The following is a 15,900-nucleotide window of genomic DNA, read 5'->3' as shown; positions in this document are numbered from 1 at the left end:
GAAAATAAATAAAAAATGATACAAGCATATTCCCTATAATTTCCCATAAGATGAAAAAAAGATTAGAGTCCGAATTAATCAGCATTGCCCACCGAATTTTGAAACTGAAAAACAAATCGGAAGTCGATCAATTGTATAAAGAAACTCAAAAACTATACGAGACATTAACCGTTTTAAAGTTTTACCAAGATAATTTTGAATCGGTTAAAAACGATCTAGACGCTGCGGTTTTAGAAGATAAATTAGAGCAAAATTTAGAAGCCGAAACACCTCAAGAAGTAACACAAGAAGTAAAATCTGTTCAAGTGCCGGAAGTTGTTTTGAAATCTGAAGAAGAACCGGAAATGGTTGCCGAGGAAGAAATAGAAGAAGAAATTATGATTTCCGAAGAGGTGGAAGAAGAAGGGGAACCTGTTTTGGAAGAAGAAATGGAAGAAGAAGTTGTGGCGGAAACTGACGAAGAAGAACCGGTTTTCAAACCTATTTTTGAATTGGTGGAAGAGGAAGAGGAAGCAGAGATTGAACCGGCTGAAACAGCTTCTGAAGTAAATTCGGAAACTAAACATGTAGCGTTGGAAGATTTATTGGGCGAAAATTATGTTGATCCTGTTTTTGTTAAACCCAATGAAGTTTCGCTTTTCTCTTCAGAAACGTTAACGGAAACTAAAGATATAAACGAACCCAAAGCGATATCTCTAAACAGCGCATTCGGTAAAACCATGGAAATCGGATTGAACGATAGAGTAGCCTTTGTCAATAATCTTTTTGCCGGAAGCAACGAAGATTTTAACCGCGTGATTTCCCAATTAAATACTTTTGACAATTTAACAGAAGCCAAAGATTTTCTGAACGAAATGGTCATTCCAGATTATAATTATTGGGTTGGCAAAGAAGATTACATCGAGCGATTTATGGAAGTCGTGGAGAATAAATTCAAGTAAATGTCCAAACTTTACATTGTTCCAACGCCAATTGGCAACCTAGAAGACATGACTTTCAGAGCCATCAAAGTTTTGAAAGAAGTCGATTTAATTTTGGCGGAAGACACGCGCACCAGCGGAAAATTACTCAAGCATTTCGAGATTTCGACGCACATGCACAGTCACCATATGCATAACGAACATAAAACAGTCGAGAATTTAATAAAGCGTTTGCAAGCCGGAGAAAGTATAGCCTTAATTAGTGATGCCGGAACGCCTGCGATTTCCGATCCCGGATTTTTATTGACAAGAGCATGTGTCGAAAATAATATTGAAGTCGATTGTTTGCCCGGCGCGACCGCTTTTGTTCCGGCTTTGGTCAATAGTGGTTTGCCCAATGATAGATTCGTGTTCGAAGGTTTTTTACCCGAAAAGAAAGGCCGTCAAACCCGATATTTGGCGCTAGCCGAAGAAAACAGAACGATGATTTTTTATGTTTCTCCTCATAAATTGGTGAAAACGTTGGCCGAATTTGTGCACTATTTTGGAGCTGAAAGACCGGTTTCCGTATCGAGAGAATTATCAAAACTACATGAAGAAACCATACGCGGAACAGCCGCTGAGGTTTTACAATACTTTGAGATCAAACCGCCAAAAGGAGAAATTGTAGCGGTAGTTGGTGGGAAAGTTTCCGAAAAAGAAAGTAAAAAGGATAGAGAAAGAGAATAGTTTTATTCTACTTCCAAATCCACAAAAGAGAAACTATTGCCACTGAACAAGCCTTTGTCCGACAATTTTAAATCGGGAATCACTAACAAGGCCATAAACGAAAGCGTCATAAACGGAGCTTTTAAAGTACTGCCTAAATCTTTTGCCATGGCATCAATTTCTTGATACAAACGTCCGGCTTCCCATCCGTTTTGATCACTCATGATGCCGGCAACGGGTAATGCCAACGATTTTTTGTCGGAATCATTAACAGCGCAAATACCACCGGTATTTTGGATAATCAAGTTTACTGCACTCAAAATCTCTTCATCAGAAGTGCCAACTACAACTATATTATGACAATCATGCGCTACGGAACTCGCAATCGCGCCTTTTTTCAAGCCGAAGTTTTTGATAAAAGCTATAGCAGGTTTGGTATTTTCATAGCGATTGACAACTGCCATTTTCAGGATGTCATTTTCAATATCGGAAACCAATTTTCCGTTTTGTAGAAAGGATTTGTGGTGAATTTCATTGGTGATCAATTGACCTTCCAAGGCTTCAATAATGCGAATAGTTTTGGCCGAGCTTGGCATTTCAAAGTCGCTTAAAACTTTAGCGGAAGTATTGAAATTATTCGGTTTGTCAAATTCGACATGTGGCACAAAAGAGTGCCCGTTTTCGGCGGCTAATTCTCCATTGATGAAAGTTTGTTTCACTTTAAAATCAACCAAATCTTCTACGACGATAAAATCGGCAGCATCGTTTTCTTTTAATAAACCAACTTCCATGTTGTAATGTTTTACCGGATTGACACAAGCAACTTGTAATACTTTAAAAACATCAATTCCTTTGGCAACTGCTCTGGCACAAAGTTGGTTAATGTGACCCAAAATCAAATCATCAGGATGTTTGTCATCGGAACAGAACATCATGTTTTCGTAATTGTCGGGAAGTAAATCGATGAGGGCTTCGAAGTTTTTGGCCGCACTTCCTTCGCGAATAATAACTTTCATTCCCAGCGATAATTTTTCGGCAGCTTCGGCATAAGTGTAGCATTCGTGGTCAGTTGTGATTCCGGCCGAAATGTATTTTTTTATGGGTTCGCCTCTCAATCCAGGGGCATGACCGTCAACAGGTTTGTTAAAATGTTTCGCCCAAGCCATCTTTTTCAAAACTTCTTCATCATCAAACAAAACGCCCGGATAATTCATCATTTCCGATAAATAATAAATATCCGGCAAAGCCAATAATTCTTTGATTTGTTCCGAATCAATTACGGCACCGGCTGTTTCAAAAAACGTAGCCGGAACACACGATGGCGCACCAAAATGAAACTTCAACGGTACTTTTTTGCCATTGTCAATCATATAATGAACACCGTCCATTCCTAAGACATTCGCAATTTCATGCGGATCGGAAATGGTGCCGACGGTTCCATGCAAAACCGCAATTTTAGCAAATTCGGAAGGAACGAGCATTGAACTTTCGATATGAATATGGGCATCGATAAATCCGGGAAGTATGTAGTCTTTGACCTCATGATTTTTCTTTGTTATCGAAACAATTTTTCCATGGGCCACCGTAATTTCACCTGAATATATAAGTTTGTTTTCGATATCGACAATTTGACCTTGAATTTGCATTTTTATTGAAATTGAATTTCAAATGTAAAGAATAAATACACTAAAACTGCAACAAACCTAGTTTTGCTTTTCCTATTTTTGTAGAACACAACTTCATAAATTTGAATTTCATTATGCGTTGGACATTGAAGCCAAAACCATCTCCAGAAAAAGTGAAAGCTTTAGCTGCCGAACTTAAAGTAGCCGAGTTGATTGCCATGCTTTTAGTGCAGCGAGGGATTGAAACGTATGAAGACGCACGACAGTTTTTTCGGCCGAGTTTGGATGATTTGCACGACCCGTATTTGATGAAAGACATGGACAAAGCCGTGACTCGTATTGAAACAGCGATTGCGAATGGAGAAAATATTTTGGTGTTTGGTGATTATGATGTTGATGGGACGACGGCAGTTTCTTTGCTGTCGAGTTATTTAAAAAGCTATTATCCGAATGTGGCGACTTACATTCCCGACCGCTATGACGAAGGGTATGGCATTTCGTATAAAGGCATTGATTTTGCCGATGACAATGGTTTTTCTTTAATTATTGCTTTGGATTGCGGGATAAAATCCATTGACCATGTGGCTTACGCCAAAAGTAAAAACATCGATTTTATCATTTGTGATCACCATCGTCCGGGGGAAAGTTTACCTGAAGCCATTGCGGTTTTAGATCCAAAAAGGGAAGATTGTCATTATCCTTATGACGAATTGTGTGGTTGTGGCGTGGGTTTTAAACTCATTCAAGCTTTGGCTCAAAACAGAAACCAAACTACAGAAGATTTGTTGCCTTATTTAGACCTAGTGGCGACTGCGATTGCCGCTGATATTGTCCCGATTACAGGTGAAAATAGAACTTTAGCGAAATTTGGTTTAGAAGTTATTAATACGAATCCACGTCCCGGAATTAAGGCATTGGTACAAAATGTAAAGAAAAAAGTATTGACGATTACGGATGTTGTTTTTATCATTGCACCAAGAATCAACGCCGCCGGAAGAATTAAACATGGCAATGAGGCCGTAGCTTTACTAACAGAATACGACTTAGACCAAGCCGAAATTTTCGCCTCCGAAATAGAGCAACACAACAGTGACCGAAAAGAGTTAGACAAACAAATTACGATTGAAGCACTAGATCAAATAGAGATTAATCAGGAGACAGACAAATTTACTACGGTGGTTTATAATAAGAGTTGGCACAAAGGCGTGATCGGAATTGTGGCTTCCCGATTGATTGAAACGTATTATCGACCTACGATAGTGTTCACAAAAAGCGGTGATAAATTGGCGGCTTCGGCCCGTTCCGTGAAGGATTTTGATATTTACAATGCTTTGGAGGCTTGTGCAAACCATTTGGAGCAGTTTGGCGGACACATGTATGCAGCCGGAATGACTTTGAAAGAAGAAAATTATACCGCATTCAAAGAAGCATTTGAGAGCACTGTCGAAGAAACCATTCCTCCCGATTTATTGACGCCGGAGATATCGGTAGATGCGGAAATTAACTTGACAGATATCAACGAGAAATTGATTAGAATTCTAAATCAGTTTGAACCTTTTGGTCCCCAAAACATGACACCTGTTTTTTTGTCGAAAGGATTAAAAGACAGCGGATATGCTAAAGGAATCGGCGCAAATGAGGACCATTTGAAACTGTTTGTTAAACAGTATGGAAGCCAAGGCTTTGGTGTGATAGGTTTTGGTTTAGGAAAAAAAATAGACCTGGTTAAAAATCAAAATTCGTTTGACGCAGTGTATTGCATCGATGAAAATGAATTCAATGGGAATGTAACGGTTCAGTTGAGGTTGAAGGATTTGAGGTAGATTAATACTTCTTCAACTCAAAATTCTCTCCATCAAAAACACCATAAGTAAAATAACCAATCCAGTCACCCAGATTTATATATTCAGCGTTTTCGCCCACTTTGATGACCATCGGTAAGTGTCTGTGGCCAAAGATTAGGTAATTATAATGTTTGGTTTCGAGTTTGCGTTTGGCGTATTGCACCAACCATTCGTTTTCTTCTCCTAAAAATTTCACATCAGCTTCGCCTGAAATCAGTTTGTTTTTTACCGAAAGGTATTGTGCTAATTTCACACCTAAATCAGGATGCAACCAACGAAAGAGCCATTTAGAGAAAGGATAAGTAAATACTTTTTTCATGCGTTTGTAACCCTTATCGCCAGGACCTTTGCCATCGCCGTGACCAATTAAAAACGTTTTGTTATTAAAAGTAAATTCCTTATTGTCGTGGTATACGGGAATGTTCAGCTCTTTTTCAAAATAGTCATTCATCCACAAATCGTGATTGCCGACGAAAAAGTAAATTGGAATACCGCTGTCGCGAAGTTCGGCTAATTTGCCTAAAACTCTAACGAAACCCTTGGGCACAACGGTTTTATATTCGAACCAAAAATCAAACAAATCGCCCAAAAGAAAAATGGTATCAGCATCTTTCTTTACGTCATCCAACCAAGCCACAAACTTTTGTTCACGCGGAAAACTCAACTCAGGTGTTGGTGCACCAAGATGTTGGTCGGAAGCGAAGTATATTTTTTTGTTGGGAGAAATCGTCATGTTTTTATTCGTTATCCGAAGCATACCATTCGGCAAAAGAGGTTTCGGTTTCTTGCAGTTTTAGCGAATGCAAAAGGATGTCTTTTGGCAAACGGCTTTTTATTTTTTGAGCAAAATCGGTGACCATATTTTCGCTCGTTGGTTGGTAGTCTACTAAAATCACATGATGACCTCGATTTTTTAGTTCGGCTGCCAATTCAACATGAGGCGTGTTTTTATTAAACACTGTTGCATGATCAAAAATATCTACGATTTCCTCTTTTACTATTTTTTTCAAATCAGAAAAGTCAATTACCATACCGAATTTTACATTGGAAGTATCCGTTATAGGTTGACCAATCACCGTCACTGACAATTTATAACTGTGCCCGTGTACGTTTTTACATTTGCCGTCATAACCATAAAGCGCATGTCCGGTTTCGAAAGAAAATTGTTTGGTGATTCTGATGTTACTCATGAAAGAAGTTTTTACAGCGCAAATTTAGTAAAATAATGCTATAGGTCGTTTTGTCTTTTTTTGGCTCGGCTGTACATCAAATAAGCAATGCCAACCAATACTACAAAAGGCAAAACATAACCAATCCAAATGCCGATTAAATAGCCGTTATCCGGAGCATTCTTTATTTTTTCATCGATATTAACTTGCTGAATAAGAGAAATAAGAGTCATGATTTATTTTTTTAATTCACTTAAAGCATTTTTAGTAAAATCGGAAAGCACTAATTTGCCTGATATAGCAGCACGTTCGTATAAAAGTTCGTCCCAATTTTCGGTACCTTCCCAAAAGACTTTCTTCATTTCAGTTAAGGCTTCCGGATTATAACCGGCTAATTTTTTGGCGAAGGCCAAACAGTTTTCATCTAAATCCCCATAACTGTCAAAAATATCGGCATACAAACCTTTTTCAACAGCCCAATCCGCAGTTTGCCAATTATTAGGTTGCAAAGTCAATTGTGTCATAGCAGTTTTTCCGATTTTTCTCGAAACCGCGGGTTCAATTACAAAAGGTCCAATGCCTATAGCAATTTCAGATAATTTTATGGAAGCATCTTGATAAGCAAAAGCAAAATCACAAGCCGAAGCCAAGCCAACGCCACCACCAACAGCTTTTCCTTGTATTTTTCCGATAATGATTTTGGAACATTTGCGCATCGCATTAATTACATTTGCAAAACCTGAAAAGAATTTTTTCCCGGTCTCAAAATCGGTAATGGCAAGTAACTCATCAAAAGAAGCGCCGGCACAAAAAGTTTTGCCTTCGCTTTGAAGGATAATTACATTCACCTCTTTATTGTTGCTCAAAGCATTGAGTTCTTCTGTTAGTTTTTGCAACAAATTGCTGGGGAAAGAGTTACTCGCAGGATGACTGAAAGTAAGGGTTGCAATTTTATTCTCAATTTGGTTTTGGATAAACCCATTGGTATTTTCGGCAGACATAAAATAGATATTTACTGTAAATTTACAACAATTCTCAAAAAAGATAGGGTTGGAATTGTTTTTTGTTTCTATAAAATTATATATTTGTCGTCTCAAAAAAATGGGGGATTAGCTCATTTGGCTAGAGCGCTTGCCTGGCAGGCAAGAGGTGACCGGTTCGAATCCGGTATTCTCCACAAAAAAGCCGAAATCAAATTGATTTCGGCTTTTTTTATTTTCCATTCTTCAGGTCTTCCGCTACTTTTTCCAATTCAGCGTACCAATCTTCTCCGAATTTTCTAATCAACGCTTCTTTCACGAATTTATAAACCGGAACTTGAAGCTCTTTGCCAAGCGTACAAGCATAACTGCAAATATCCCAACGGTCGTAGTTTACAGCGGCAAATTCGCTAAAATCTTTAACTCTGATTGGGTACAAATGACATGAAACCGGTTTTTTCCAATTGATGACGCCTTGATTGTAAGCTTGTTCAATACCACAAAGCGCAGTCTTTCCATCAAAAATCACATACGCACAATCTTTGTTGTCAATTAAAGGAGTTTCTAAATCTTGGTCGGTTCCGACAACCCAAGTGCCTAATTTTTCAATGGCTTCAATGCCTTCTTTGCGCAAAAAAGGTTTTACTTTCGGGTAGATTTCTTCCAAAATTTTGGTTTCTTCTTTACTCAAAGGCGCACCGGCATCACCATCTACACAACAAGCGCCGTGACAAGCCGAAAGGTTGCACACAAAATCTTTTTCGAGGATATCTTCTGATACTATGGTTTTACCTAATTGGAACATGATTTGACTTTAAGAATGCAAAAGTACAAATGAAATTGGCTTAAGTGAAGTATTAAAAACCTAATTTTGCAAAAAAATAAACGTCATGAATTTAGATTTTAGAGAAATTGCGACTGCCACTATGGTCCTTTTTGCAGTGATTGATATCGTAGGAAGCATTCCGGTGATTATCGATTTGAGAACGAAATTTGGTCATATTCAGTCGGAAAAAGCGTCTTTGGTTTCGGCCGGAATCATGATTGCCTTTCTTTTTGTGGGAGAAGAAATCTTGAAATTAATTGGGATTGATGTCAATTCGTTTGCCGTTGCCGGATCGTTTGTCTTGTTTTTTTTGGCTTTAGAAATGATTTTAGGGATCAGATTATACCGAGATGAAGCAGCCACTTCGGCTTCTATTGTTCCTATTGCCTTTCCATTAATTGCCGGTGCCGGAACCATGACTACTTTGCTTTCTTTGCGTGCCGAATTTCAATCCATCAATATTATTATTGCTATTTTGTTGAATATTATTTTAGTGTATGCCATATTGAAATCGTCTTCAAAAATTGAAAGAATGCTTAGTAAAAACGGGTTGAGCATCATCAGAAAAGTTTTTGGCGTAGTTTTGCTGGCCATAGCTGTTAAATTATTTGCGGCTAATGTTAAAGGACTATTTGCATAACCTTAAAAATTAGTATTTTTGCTCCATAAATTTATCTCATGAAAATTTTCACCAACATACTTATATTTCTTGCCGTAGCCTTAATATTGGTTAATATTTATTTACTCGATTTCAACAACCCGTTTGAAGGTGACAGTATGGTGGCTTTAATCGGTATAGCCGCTTCATTTTGTGCGGTCTTAATCCTTCTAATTTTTAGAATGTCAAAGAAAATCGAAGACAAACTAAAAAACTAAGGGTTTCTCAAATTCCAACTTATGTATGATGTTTTAATTATTGGCGGCGGTGTTTCGGGCATGTCTTGTGCTTTGATCTTAGGTTCGGCCCAAAACAAACCTTTTGTTACCGATAAAAAAATCGGTGTCATTGCTCATCAAAAAGCATCATCCTTACAAGACGCACTTTTCAACAATGCTTATGGTATTTCTGCCGGAAAATTGGGCTCAGAATTATTAACGGAAAGCCTTGATCATTTAAACCAATTGTATCCGCATATCAACCAAATCTCAGGCGAAAAAGTAATGAAGATTGAAGGTGAAGCCGGAAATTTTAGCGTTATCTCCAATAAAAATACTTATCAAACTAAAATCGTTGTTATCGGAATTGGTGCCGGAAATCCATTCACCATTGAAGGTTTAGAAGAGTACGTAATGCCACACCAAAAAGTAATTCAGGAGAAAAACCGAATCCAATTGAGAAATATTGACCACAAAGTGACAGAAGGTATTTACGTTACGGGAACTTTAGCCGGTTGGAGAAGCCAATTGGCCATAGCCGCCGGAAGCGGTGCCGCTGTGGCAACTGATGTTTTAACGTTGTGGAATGGCGGAGTTCATGTGCAAGTGCATGACAGCATCCGAAAGTAAAACTTACTTCAAAACGGCTTTCAACATCGAATCATCTTTCAAAATGATTTGATAATATTGGTCTTCGCCAAAAAGTTGTCGGGCATATTCGGCTGTTAAGAATTTTTTCACCAATGCTTTATTGTTAGCCAATGACATTTCTAATCCGGCATCTTTTAAGTAACCTTCGAATGAAGAAACTGAGGTATTGTCTTGCTGCATTTTGGTCAAAAATGCTTCAAATTTCAATCCTTTGAAAGTAGCTCGATTTTTGTCTAATTGTTCAAAAACAAAATGACTTACTAAGCCTGAACTTAAAATATAAGCCAAACTTTCCTCTCCTTTTTTCACTTCCAAAGGCACAAATACATCCGGAACGATGCCGCCACCGCCATAAACAGTTCTGCCTTTTTTGGTTTTGAATTTTAAGGAATCTGCGACTTTGATTTTGTTTTTGGCATACAATTCGCCGTTTTCATATCGGGTTTCGAAATCGTGACTGTAGGCTTCACCTTGCCCTTTTACATAGGGTTTTTGTATGGATCGACCGCTTGGCGTATAATATCTGGAAGTGGTTAAACGAACCGCTGAACCGTCTTCAAAATCCATTTCGCGTTGCACTAAGCCTTTCCCGAAAGAACGCCTTCCAACGATAGTTCCTCTATCATTATCTTGAATCGCCCCGGCTAAAATTTCGCTGGCAGAAGCCGAGTTTTCGTCGATTAAGACATACACTCTTCCGGTTTCAAAAATGCCTTCTTCAGTGGCAAAAGTTTTGTTGATTTCGCCTCTTTTGTTTTTGGTAAAAACGATAAGCTCTTTGTCTTTCAATAATTCATCGGCTATTTCAACGGCTTTTTCTAAATAACCACCGCCATTGTCGCGTAAATCAATGACCAAGGTTTTCATGCCTTGCTTTTTCAGTTTTTCTAAGCCTACTCGGAATTCGTCATAAGTATTTTCGGCAAAGCGATTGATTTTGATGTAACCGGTTGTGGCGTTAAGTTTCAAATAAGTGTCAACACTTTTAATTGGAACCACATCGCGAACTACCGGAATTTTAAGTTTTTTGTTGGTGCTTTTTCGGTAAATGGTCAATAAAACGCTCGAGCCTTCTTCGCCTTTTAATTTGTTGAACAAACTATCGGTTGGTAATTTTCTTCCGAAAAGCTTGTCTTTATCGGCGTATAAAATGCGGTCACCGGCTAAGATGCCTGCTTTTTCGGCCGGACCGTTTTCCAATGGTTTCACAATCGTAACCGTGTCGTTAAACATATAAAAATTGACGCCAATCCCAACAAAATCACCTTTCATCAATTCGGCTTCCGAAGATTGTTCACTTGGCGGAATATAAACGGAATGCGGATCAAGATTGGCGAGTATACTGTTTACGGTTAAGTCAACGATTGAATCCGAGTTGACATCGTCTACATATTCTTCGTTAATGAAGTCAATCAATCGCTCAATTTTTGCTTTGCTCGCGTTTTGTTTGGAAAGGGTTCGTTTCGGAAAATTGAGCATACCGCCGATGATAATTCCCAAGGCCACGCAAGAGAACAGCAATAAAGGCAAGTATTTTTCCTTAGATTTCATTGGACGAATGATGATAAATTAGTCTAAATTTTCGATTTGAGTTACTTCAATACCGGCTTTTCTTAAGAAGTCTAAACCGGATTCATCGCGATAGCCGTTTTTAAAAACGACGCGTTTGATGCCCGATTGGTGGATGAGTTTACTGCATTCTTTGCAAGGCGAAAGCGTGATGTATAATGTAGCATTTTCACAGGTTTGAGTTGACCGTGCTACTTTAGAAATGGCATTGGCTTCGGCGTGTAAAACGTACCATTTGGTTAACCCTTCGTCGTCTTCACAGCAGTTTTCAAAGCCGGATGGTGTTCCGTTGTAGCCGTCGGAAATAATCATTCTGTCGCGGACAATGATGGCGCCGACTTGTTTGCGTTTACAATAAGACAATTTGCTCCATTCGGCAGCAATTCTTAGGTAGGCGATATCGTATTTTTTTTGTTTGGCTTCTTTCATTTATTCTGAACTTGTTTCAGAATCTTGTTCGTGCAACAAGATTACCGATAATCAAATGGTTTTTCCTTTAGCCCCGATTGTAACTAGCTACCATGTAGCGTGGAAAGCGGGAAAACGGATAGCAAATATACCTAAACCTTTCGCTTCTCAATAATTATTTAACCCAAATTTCACTTTGTAAAATCATCGGAATTACGACACCAACGATAAAAGCGGAAATGATTAAAATCCAGTCGCGTTTAGAGAATTTCAAGAGTGTTTGAACTACGTAAGCCAGCAGTAAAGCGGTCAATACCACTATGATTTGTGCGACTTCAATGCCGAGAGCGAATTCGAAAAGCGGTAATAATTTGTCGGTTGGTTTGCCGGAAAGAATCGTATTGAAATAATTCGAAAAGCCCAAACCATGGATGACTCCGAAGAAAACGGTCACGATACCGATAAAAGTGATACTGCTTTGTTTGCTCGATTTTCCGGAAACGATAATGTTGTATAAAGCTGCAATTAAGATGGTTATTGGAATCAAAAACTCAACGATATTCGACTTAATAGCAATAATATTAAAAACCGAAAGAAAAAGTGCTAAAGTATGGCCCAAAGTGAAAAGGGAAACGAGAATTAAAATTCTTTTCCACGATTTAAATTCGTACGGAACGGTTAAGGCTAAAAGAAATAAAACATGGTCGTAGGCATAAATATCAAGCACATGCTTTAATCCGAGATTGAAGTATATCCAGAAATCTGACATTGTAGTTTTGGTTGTTTGGAACGTAAACTTACAATTAATTTTAATTGCCCTTTAAAAATTAATCCTAAAATCGATGAAAAACATTTTGAGAATTGGTTTTCTAAAAAAGGAATTTGGCTTATATTTGCAGTATTAAAACCAGTAAAATTATGTCAATTTCAGATTTATTTGATAGCGAGTTTAAAAGCAGAAATAAGGGACATTTTTCAGCAATCGTTCGTGTGGCAACAGCCGATGGCGATATGAGCAAAGAAGAAAAAGAGTTCTTGGATAAACTTGCCGTTCGTTTGGAAATATCCGCAGCAGAATACGAAGAGATTTTAGAAAATCCTTTAAAATACCCAATCAATCCGCCGTATTTACACGTTCAAAGATTAGAGCGTTTGTATGATTTATCGCGTATGGTTTATGCCGACCACGTTCTAGGACCAAAACAGAAAGAAATCTTAACTAAGTTTGCTTTGGCACTTGGATTTACACCGGGAAATGTACCTTACATTGTTGAAAAAGCTTTGTCGCTGTTGGTGATGAATGTGGATTCTGATACGTTCGTATATGAAATGACGCATATGAATAAGTAATAATTTATCAAAATACAAAAATAAGAAGCCTGAATCATTGATTCAGGCTTCTTATTTTTACTCAGTCACTCAGTCACACAGTCACTCAGCTACTTAAACATATTTCGCCATAAACTCCTCAGCCTTTTCTACCATATTATAACTTCCGCAGAAGAAAGGCACGCGTTGGTGTAATTCTGTCGGGCTGATTTCCATGATTCTTCCAAAACCATCGGAGGCTTTTCCGCCGGCTTGTTCAGTGATGAATGCCATTGGGTTGCATTCGTAAAGCAAACGCAGTTTTCCGTTAGGCGATTTCGAACTAGTCGGATAAATATAAATGCCGCCTTTAATCATGTTTCTGTGAATGTCAGAAACCAAACTTCCAATGTAACGCGAAGTATAAGGTCGGTCACCTTCTTCGAGCTGACAATATTTTAAATAATCTTTTACGCCTTGCGGGAAATGCACATAATTGCCTTCGTTGATGGAATAGATATTGCCGTCTTTCGAAAACTGCATATTCGGATGCGACAAATAAAAGGTTCCAATAGCCGGGTTTAAAGTAAATCCGTTAACGCCGTGACCTGTCGTGTAAACTAACATGGTTGACGTTCCGTAAATCACATATCCGGCAGCAACTTGTTGCGTTCCGGGTTGTAAAAAATCGGCCGAAGTAACCGGAGTTCCAACCGGAGTTACCCTGCGGTAAACGGAAAAAATAGTTCCCACAGAAACATTTACATCAATATTGGATGAACCGTCCAAAGGATCCATTAAAACAACATATTTATTGCTGTGTGTTTTATCGGAACCGGCAACTGTAATGAAATCATCATTCTCTTCAGAAGCAATACCGCAAACAATTTCGCGGTTGATTAGCGTTTGGATAAAAACATCATTGGCATAAACATCCAATTTTTGTTGGTCTTCGCCTTGAATATTTTGGTCTCCGGCCGCACCAACGATATCGACCAAACCGGCTTTGTTTACTTTGTAATTCACCACTTTGGCGGCCAATCGGATGGAGTTGATGATACGGGATAATTCTCCGGAGGAATACTTAAATTCTTCTTGTTTTTCGATGATAAATTCACCTAAGGTTTTGTTGCGTTCTTCCATTACGAAATCGTTGTAGTTGTGGCTGCAAATATCGCTAAATTTGCCAAAGAAAAAATGTATTTCGCAAAGAAATTATAAATTGTATTTTTGCAAAAAATTTGTACCAAATGAACATCCGAAAAGGAACTAGAGCCGACATGCAAGCCGTACTGGATTTAATCCGAGAACTGGCTGTTTTTGAAAAAGAACCCGATGCGGTTGTAGTAACCCTAGCCGATTTAGAGCGAGATGGTTTTGGAGAAAATCCGTTGTTTTACACTTTTGTAGCTGAGGTTGAAGGCGAGATTGTTGGAATGGCGTTGTATTATTACCGCTATTCGACTTGGAAGGGAAGAACCATTCATTTGGAGGATTTAATAGTCAAAGAAAAAATGCGCGGTACCGGTTTGGGCTCCGCCTTGTACACCAAAATCATGGAACAAGGCAAAGCAGATAACGTTCGAAGAATCGAATGGAATGTCTTAGACTGGAACACACCGGCAGTAGAATTTTATAAAAAATCGGGGGCGAAAGTCTTAGAAGATTGGGACGTTGTTCAAATGGACGAACAAGGAATAAATGAATATTTAACTAATTTATAATGAGAATTTTCAAATTTGGGGGAGCATCCGTTAAAGATGCTGAAGGTATTAAAAACGTATTTAGTGTATTAGAAAAAGTAGGTCATGAAGACACACTTTTGGTAATTTCCGCGATGGGAAAGACCACTAATGCTTTAGAAGTAGTCATCAAGAATTACTTCGAGAAGTCGAATGAATTGCATTCTTCGCTACAAGAAGTCAAGAAGTACCACTACCAAATTTTGATGGATTTATTCGAAGATGAAGAACACGATGTGTATTTTGCGGTGAACAGTCATTTCGCCGATTTAGAGTATTTTATCCGAAGCAATAAATCACCGAATTACAACTTTGTCTATGATCAAGTCGTAAGTTACGGTGAGATTCTTTCGACTACGATTGTAAGTCATTATTTTGCGCAAGCCGGCTTGAAAAACAACTGGATTGACGTTAGAAACTTTATCAAAACCGACAATACTTACCGTGATGCCAATGTCGATTGGGAAAAAACCCAACAGTTTATTTCAAAAGGCGTTAAGAAAAAAGCGTTGAATATCACGCAAGGATTTTTAGGTTCAGATGAAAATAATTTCACCACGACTTTAGGCCGAGAAGGTTCCGATTATACCGCTGCGATTTTTGCGTATTGCTTAAATGCCGAAAGTGTTACGATTTGGAAAGACGTTCCGGGTGTGATGAATGCCGATCCGAGATACTTTGAAAATGCGATTTTGTTAAACCAAATTTCTTATCGTGAAGCCATTGAGTTAGCATTTTACGGTGCAACAGTTATACACCCGAAAACGCTACAACCGCTTCAGAAAAAAGAAATTCCGTTGCATGTAAAATCATTTATCAATCCGCTATTGCCGGGAACCAGCGTTTCCAAAGGGAAAGATTTAGAGCCGCAAACGCCTTGTTATATTGTCAAAAGAGACCAATTATTGATTTCATTATCGTCTATCGATTTCTCTTTTATTATGGAAGAAAACATCAGCGAAATATTTGCTTTATTCCACCAATACAAAATGAAGGTGAGTTTGATACAAAACTCGGCGATTAGTTTTTCGGTAAGTGTGGAAGATAAATTTGGCAACTTCAATGAATTGAAAGCCATTTTATCCAAAAAATTCAAAGTAGCCTACAACGAAAACGTGTCTTTATATACGATTCGTCACTTTAATAAAGAGGCTGCCGAGATGGTAGAAAAAGGTAAAACGGTTTTACTAAAACAAATTTCGAGAGAAACCATGCAAGTGGTGACTAAGGAATAAGCAAAGAAAGAATAAACAAGTAAACCGCGAATGCTGAAA

19 protein-coding genes and 1 tRNA gene are annotated in these 15,900 nt (G+C 38.3%); 10 read left to right on the top strand and 10 right to left on the bottom strand.

What is annotated here, in order from left to right; genetic code table 11:
- Positions 1-50: 50 nt before the first annotated feature.
- Both ICG50_RS00610 and rsmI read left to right on the top strand, forming a co-directional pair.
- Positions 51-941 (top strand): hypothetical protein, encoded by an 891-nt coding sequence (locus ICG50_RS00610; RefSeq protein ID WP_187658973.1) that lies wholly within the window; start codon positions 51-53, stop codon positions 939-941.
- Positions 942-1,649: a 16S rRNA (cytidine(1402)-2'-O)-methyltransferase gene (rsmI, locus tag ICG50_RS00605; RefSeq protein ID WP_187658972.1), complete on the top strand. Its 708-nt coding sequence runs from the start codon at positions 942-944 to the stop codon at positions 1,647-1,649.
- Positions 1,650-1,651: 2 nt separating this feature from the next.
- On the opposite strand, the gene ade is transcribed toward rsmI, so the two are convergent.
- Complete coding sequence (ade, locus tag ICG50_RS00600) at positions 1,652-3,274, bottom strand: adenine deaminase (RefSeq protein WP_187658971.1); 1,623 nt, start codon at positions 3,272-3,274, stop codon at positions 1,652-1,654.
- Positions 3,275-3,387: 113 nt separating this feature from the next.
- On the opposite strand from ade, the gene recJ reads away from it, so the two are divergent.
- Positions 3,388-5,076, top strand: coding sequence for a single-stranded-DNA-specific exonuclease RecJ (recJ, locus tag ICG50_RS00595; RefSeq protein WP_187658970.1), 1,689 nt, complete (start codon positions 3,388-3,390; stop codon positions 5,074-5,076).
- 1 nt (position 5,077) lies between these two features.
- On the opposite strand, the gene ICG50_RS00590 is transcribed toward recJ, so the two are convergent.
- The 4 genes from ICG50_RS00590 to ICG50_RS00575 are packed head-to-tail and all read right to left on the bottom strand — an operon-like array spanning position 5,078 to position 7,267.
- Positions 5,078-5,830 (bottom strand): UDP-2,3-diacylglucosamine diphosphatase, encoded by a 753-nt coding sequence (locus ICG50_RS00590; RefSeq protein ID WP_187658969.1) that lies wholly within the window; start codon positions 5,828-5,830, stop codon positions 5,078-5,080.
- A gap of 4 nt (positions 5,831-5,834) precedes the next feature.
- Positions 5,835-6,287, bottom strand: coding sequence for a 6-pyruvoyl trahydropterin synthase family protein (locus tag ICG50_RS00585; protein ID WP_187658968.1), 453 nt, complete (start codon positions 6,285-6,287; stop codon positions 5,835-5,837).
- A gap of 38 nt (positions 6,288-6,325) precedes the next feature.
- The gene (locus ICG50_RS00580) at positions 6,326-6,499 is read right to left on the bottom strand and encodes a hypothetical protein (protein ID WP_187658967.1); all 174 of its coding nucleotides are present in this window, start codon (positions 6,497-6,499) and stop codon (positions 6,326-6,328) included.
- A 3-nt stretch (positions 6,500-6,502) separates the two neighbouring features.
- Positions 6,503-7,267, bottom strand: coding sequence for an enoyl-CoA hydratase/isomerase family protein (locus tag ICG50_RS00575; RefSeq protein WP_187658966.1), 765 nt, complete (start codon positions 7,265-7,267; stop codon positions 6,503-6,505).
- A 102-nt stretch (positions 7,268-7,369) separates the two neighbouring features.
- Here ICG50_RS00575 and ICG50_RS00570 point away from each other — a divergent pair.
- A tRNA-Ala gene (locus tag ICG50_RS00570) sits at positions 7,370-7,443 on the top strand.
- A 35-nt stretch (positions 7,444-7,478) separates the two neighbouring features.
- Here ICG50_RS00570 and ICG50_RS00565 read toward each other — a convergent pair.
- Positions 7,479-8,051, bottom strand: coding sequence for a DUF3109 family protein (locus tag ICG50_RS00565; protein ID WP_187658965.1), 573 nt, complete (start codon positions 8,049-8,051; stop codon positions 7,479-7,481).
- An 85-nt stretch (positions 8,052-8,136) separates the two neighbouring features.
- On the opposite strand from ICG50_RS00565, the gene ICG50_RS00560 reads away from it, so the two are divergent.
- From ICG50_RS00560 to ICG50_RS00550, 3 genes are read left to right on the top strand one after another with little or no spacing between them, the layout of a single operon-like run.
- Entirely contained in the window at positions 8,137-8,712 is a 576-nt protein-coding gene (locus ICG50_RS00560) for a MarC family protein (RefSeq protein ID WP_187658964.1), read from the top strand.
- A 38-nt stretch (positions 8,713-8,750) separates the two neighbouring features.
- Positions 8,751-8,948 carry a hypothetical protein gene (locus tag ICG50_RS00555; RefSeq protein ID WP_171221455.1) on the top strand — a complete coding sequence of 66 codons (198 nt, stop codon included), beginning with the start codon at positions 8,751-8,753 and terminating at the stop codon, positions 8,946-8,948.
- Positions 8,949-8,969: 21 nt separating this feature from the next.
- Positions 8,970-9,578, top strand: coding sequence for an FAD-dependent oxidoreductase (locus ICG50_RS00550; protein WP_187658963.1), 609 nt, complete (start codon positions 8,970-8,972; stop codon positions 9,576-9,578).
- 3 nt (positions 9,579-9,581) lie between these two features.
- On the opposite strand, the gene ICG50_RS00545 is transcribed toward ICG50_RS00550, so the two are convergent.
- From ICG50_RS00545 to ICG50_RS00535, 3 genes are all read right to left on the bottom strand, one after another.
- On the bottom strand, positions 9,582-11,150 hold the full coding sequence (locus ICG50_RS00545; protein ID WP_187658962.1) for a S41 family peptidase: 1,569 nt from the start codon (positions 11,148-11,150) through the stop codon (positions 9,582-9,584).
- An 18-nt stretch (positions 11,151-11,168) separates the two neighbouring features.
- A complete protein-coding gene (locus ICG50_RS00540) occupies positions 11,169-11,597 on the bottom strand; it encodes a deoxycytidylate deaminase (RefSeq protein ID WP_187658961.1) in 429 nt (142 codons plus the stop codon).
- A 154-nt stretch (positions 11,598-11,751) separates the two neighbouring features.
- Complete coding sequence (locus ICG50_RS00535) at positions 11,752-12,345, bottom strand: HupE/UreJ family protein (RefSeq protein WP_187658960.1); 594 nt, start codon at positions 12,343-12,345, stop codon at positions 11,752-11,754.
- Between the two features lie 149 nt (positions 12,346-12,494).
- Between ICG50_RS00535 and ICG50_RS00530 the strand changes: the two genes are divergently transcribed.
- On the top strand, positions 12,495-12,926 hold the full coding sequence (locus tag ICG50_RS00530; protein ID WP_187658959.1) for a tellurite resistance TerB family protein: 432 nt from the start codon (positions 12,495-12,497) through the stop codon (positions 12,924-12,926).
- A 93-nt stretch (positions 12,927-13,019) separates the two neighbouring features.
- On the opposite strand, the gene fbp is transcribed toward ICG50_RS00530, so the two are convergent.
- Positions 13,020-14,027, bottom strand: a complete 1,008-nt coding sequence (gene fbp, locus ICG50_RS00525) for a class 1 fructose-bisphosphatase (protein ID WP_187658958.1) — start codon at positions 14,025-14,027, stop codon at positions 13,020-13,022.
- Positions 14,028-14,134: 107 nt separating this feature from the next.
- Here fbp and ICG50_RS00520 point away from each other — a divergent pair, with 107 nt between their 5' ends.
- Entirely contained in the window at positions 14,135-14,608 is a 474-nt protein-coding gene (locus ICG50_RS00520; RefSeq protein ID WP_187658957.1) for a GNAT family N-acetyltransferase, read from the top strand.
- Positions 14,608-15,861 carry an aspartate kinase gene (locus ICG50_RS00515; RefSeq protein WP_171221463.1) on the top strand — a complete coding sequence of 418 codons (1,254 nt, stop codon included), beginning with the start codon at positions 14,608-14,610 and terminating at the stop codon, positions 15,859-15,861. The genes ICG50_RS00520 and ICG50_RS00515 overlap by 1 nt, the downstream gene beginning before the upstream one ends.
- Positions 15,862-15,900: the final 39 nt, after the last annotated feature.

Origin of the sequence: Flavobacterium buctense, from assembly GCF_014486695.1 — a bacterium.
Classification (GTDB): domain Bacteria; phylum Bacteroidota; class Bacteroidia; order Flavobacteriales; family Flavobacteriaceae; genus Flavobacterium; species Flavobacterium buctense.
Note: the sequence above shows the minus strand (reverse complement) of the source record. Positions and strands in the feature narration are given on the sequence as shown.

Coding starts and splice junctions, on each gene's coding strand:
- ICG50_RS00610 (WP_187658973.1), top strand. CDS start 51: ATGAAAAAAAGATTAGAGTCCGAATTAATCAGCATTGCCCACCGAATT.
- rsmI (WP_187658972.1), top strand. CDS start 942: ATGTCCAAACTTTACATTGTTCCAACGCCAATTGGCAACCTAGAAGAC.
- ade (WP_187658971.1), bottom strand. CDS start 3,274: ATGCAAATTCAAGGTCAAATTGTCGATATCGAAAACAAACTTATATAT.
- recJ (WP_187658970.1), top strand. CDS start 3,388: ATGCGTTGGACATTGAAGCCAAAACCATCTCCAGAAAAAGTGAAAGCT.
- ICG50_RS00590 (WP_187658969.1), bottom strand. CDS start 5,830: ATGACGATTTCTCCCAACAAAAAAATATACTTCGCTTCCGACCAACAT.
- ICG50_RS00585 (WP_187658968.1), bottom strand. CDS start 6,287: ATGAGTAACATCAGAATCACCAAACAATTTTCTTTCGAAACCGGACAT.
- ICG50_RS00580 (WP_187658967.1), bottom strand. CDS start 6,499: ATGACTCTTATTTCTCTTATTCAGCAAGTTAATATCGATGAAAAAATA.
- ICG50_RS00575 (WP_187658966.1), bottom strand. CDS start 7,267: ATGTCTGCCGAAAATACCAATGGGTTTATCCAAAACCAAATTGAGAAT.
- ICG50_RS00565 (WP_187658965.1), bottom strand. CDS start 8,051: ATGTTCCAATTAGGTAAAACCATAGTATCAGAAGATATCCTCGAAAAA.
- ICG50_RS00560 (WP_187658964.1), top strand. CDS start 8,137: ATGAATTTAGATTTTAGAGAAATTGCGACTGCCACTATGGTCCTTTTT.
- ICG50_RS00555 (WP_171221455.1), top strand. CDS start 8,751: ATGAAAATTTTCACCAACATACTTATATTTCTTGCCGTAGCCTTAATA.
- ICG50_RS00550 (WP_187658963.1), top strand. CDS start 8,970: ATGTATGATGTTTTAATTATTGGCGGCGGTGTTTCGGGCATGTCTTGT.
- ICG50_RS00545 (WP_187658962.1), bottom strand. CDS start 11,150: ATGAAATCTAAGGAAAAATACTTGCCTTTATTGCTGTTCTCTTGCGTG.
- ICG50_RS00540 (WP_187658961.1), bottom strand. CDS start 11,597: ATGAAAGAAGCCAAACAAAAAAAATACGATATCGCCTACCTAAGAATT.
- ICG50_RS00535 (WP_187658960.1), bottom strand. CDS start 12,345: ATGTCAGATTTCTGGATATACTTCAATCTCGGATTAAAGCATGTGCTT.
- ICG50_RS00530 (WP_187658959.1), top strand. CDS start 12,495: ATGTCAATTTCAGATTTATTTGATAGCGAGTTTAAAAGCAGAAATAAG.
- fbp (WP_187658958.1), bottom strand. CDS start 14,027: ATGGAAGAACGCAACAAAACCTTAGGTGAATTTATCATCGAAAAACAA.
- ICG50_RS00520 (WP_187658957.1), top strand. CDS start 14,135: ATGAACATCCGAAAAGGAACTAGAGCCGACATGCAAGCCGTACTGGAT.
- ICG50_RS00515 (WP_171221463.1), top strand. CDS start 14,608: ATGAGAATTTTCAAATTTGGGGGAGCATCCGTTAAAGATGCTGAAGGT.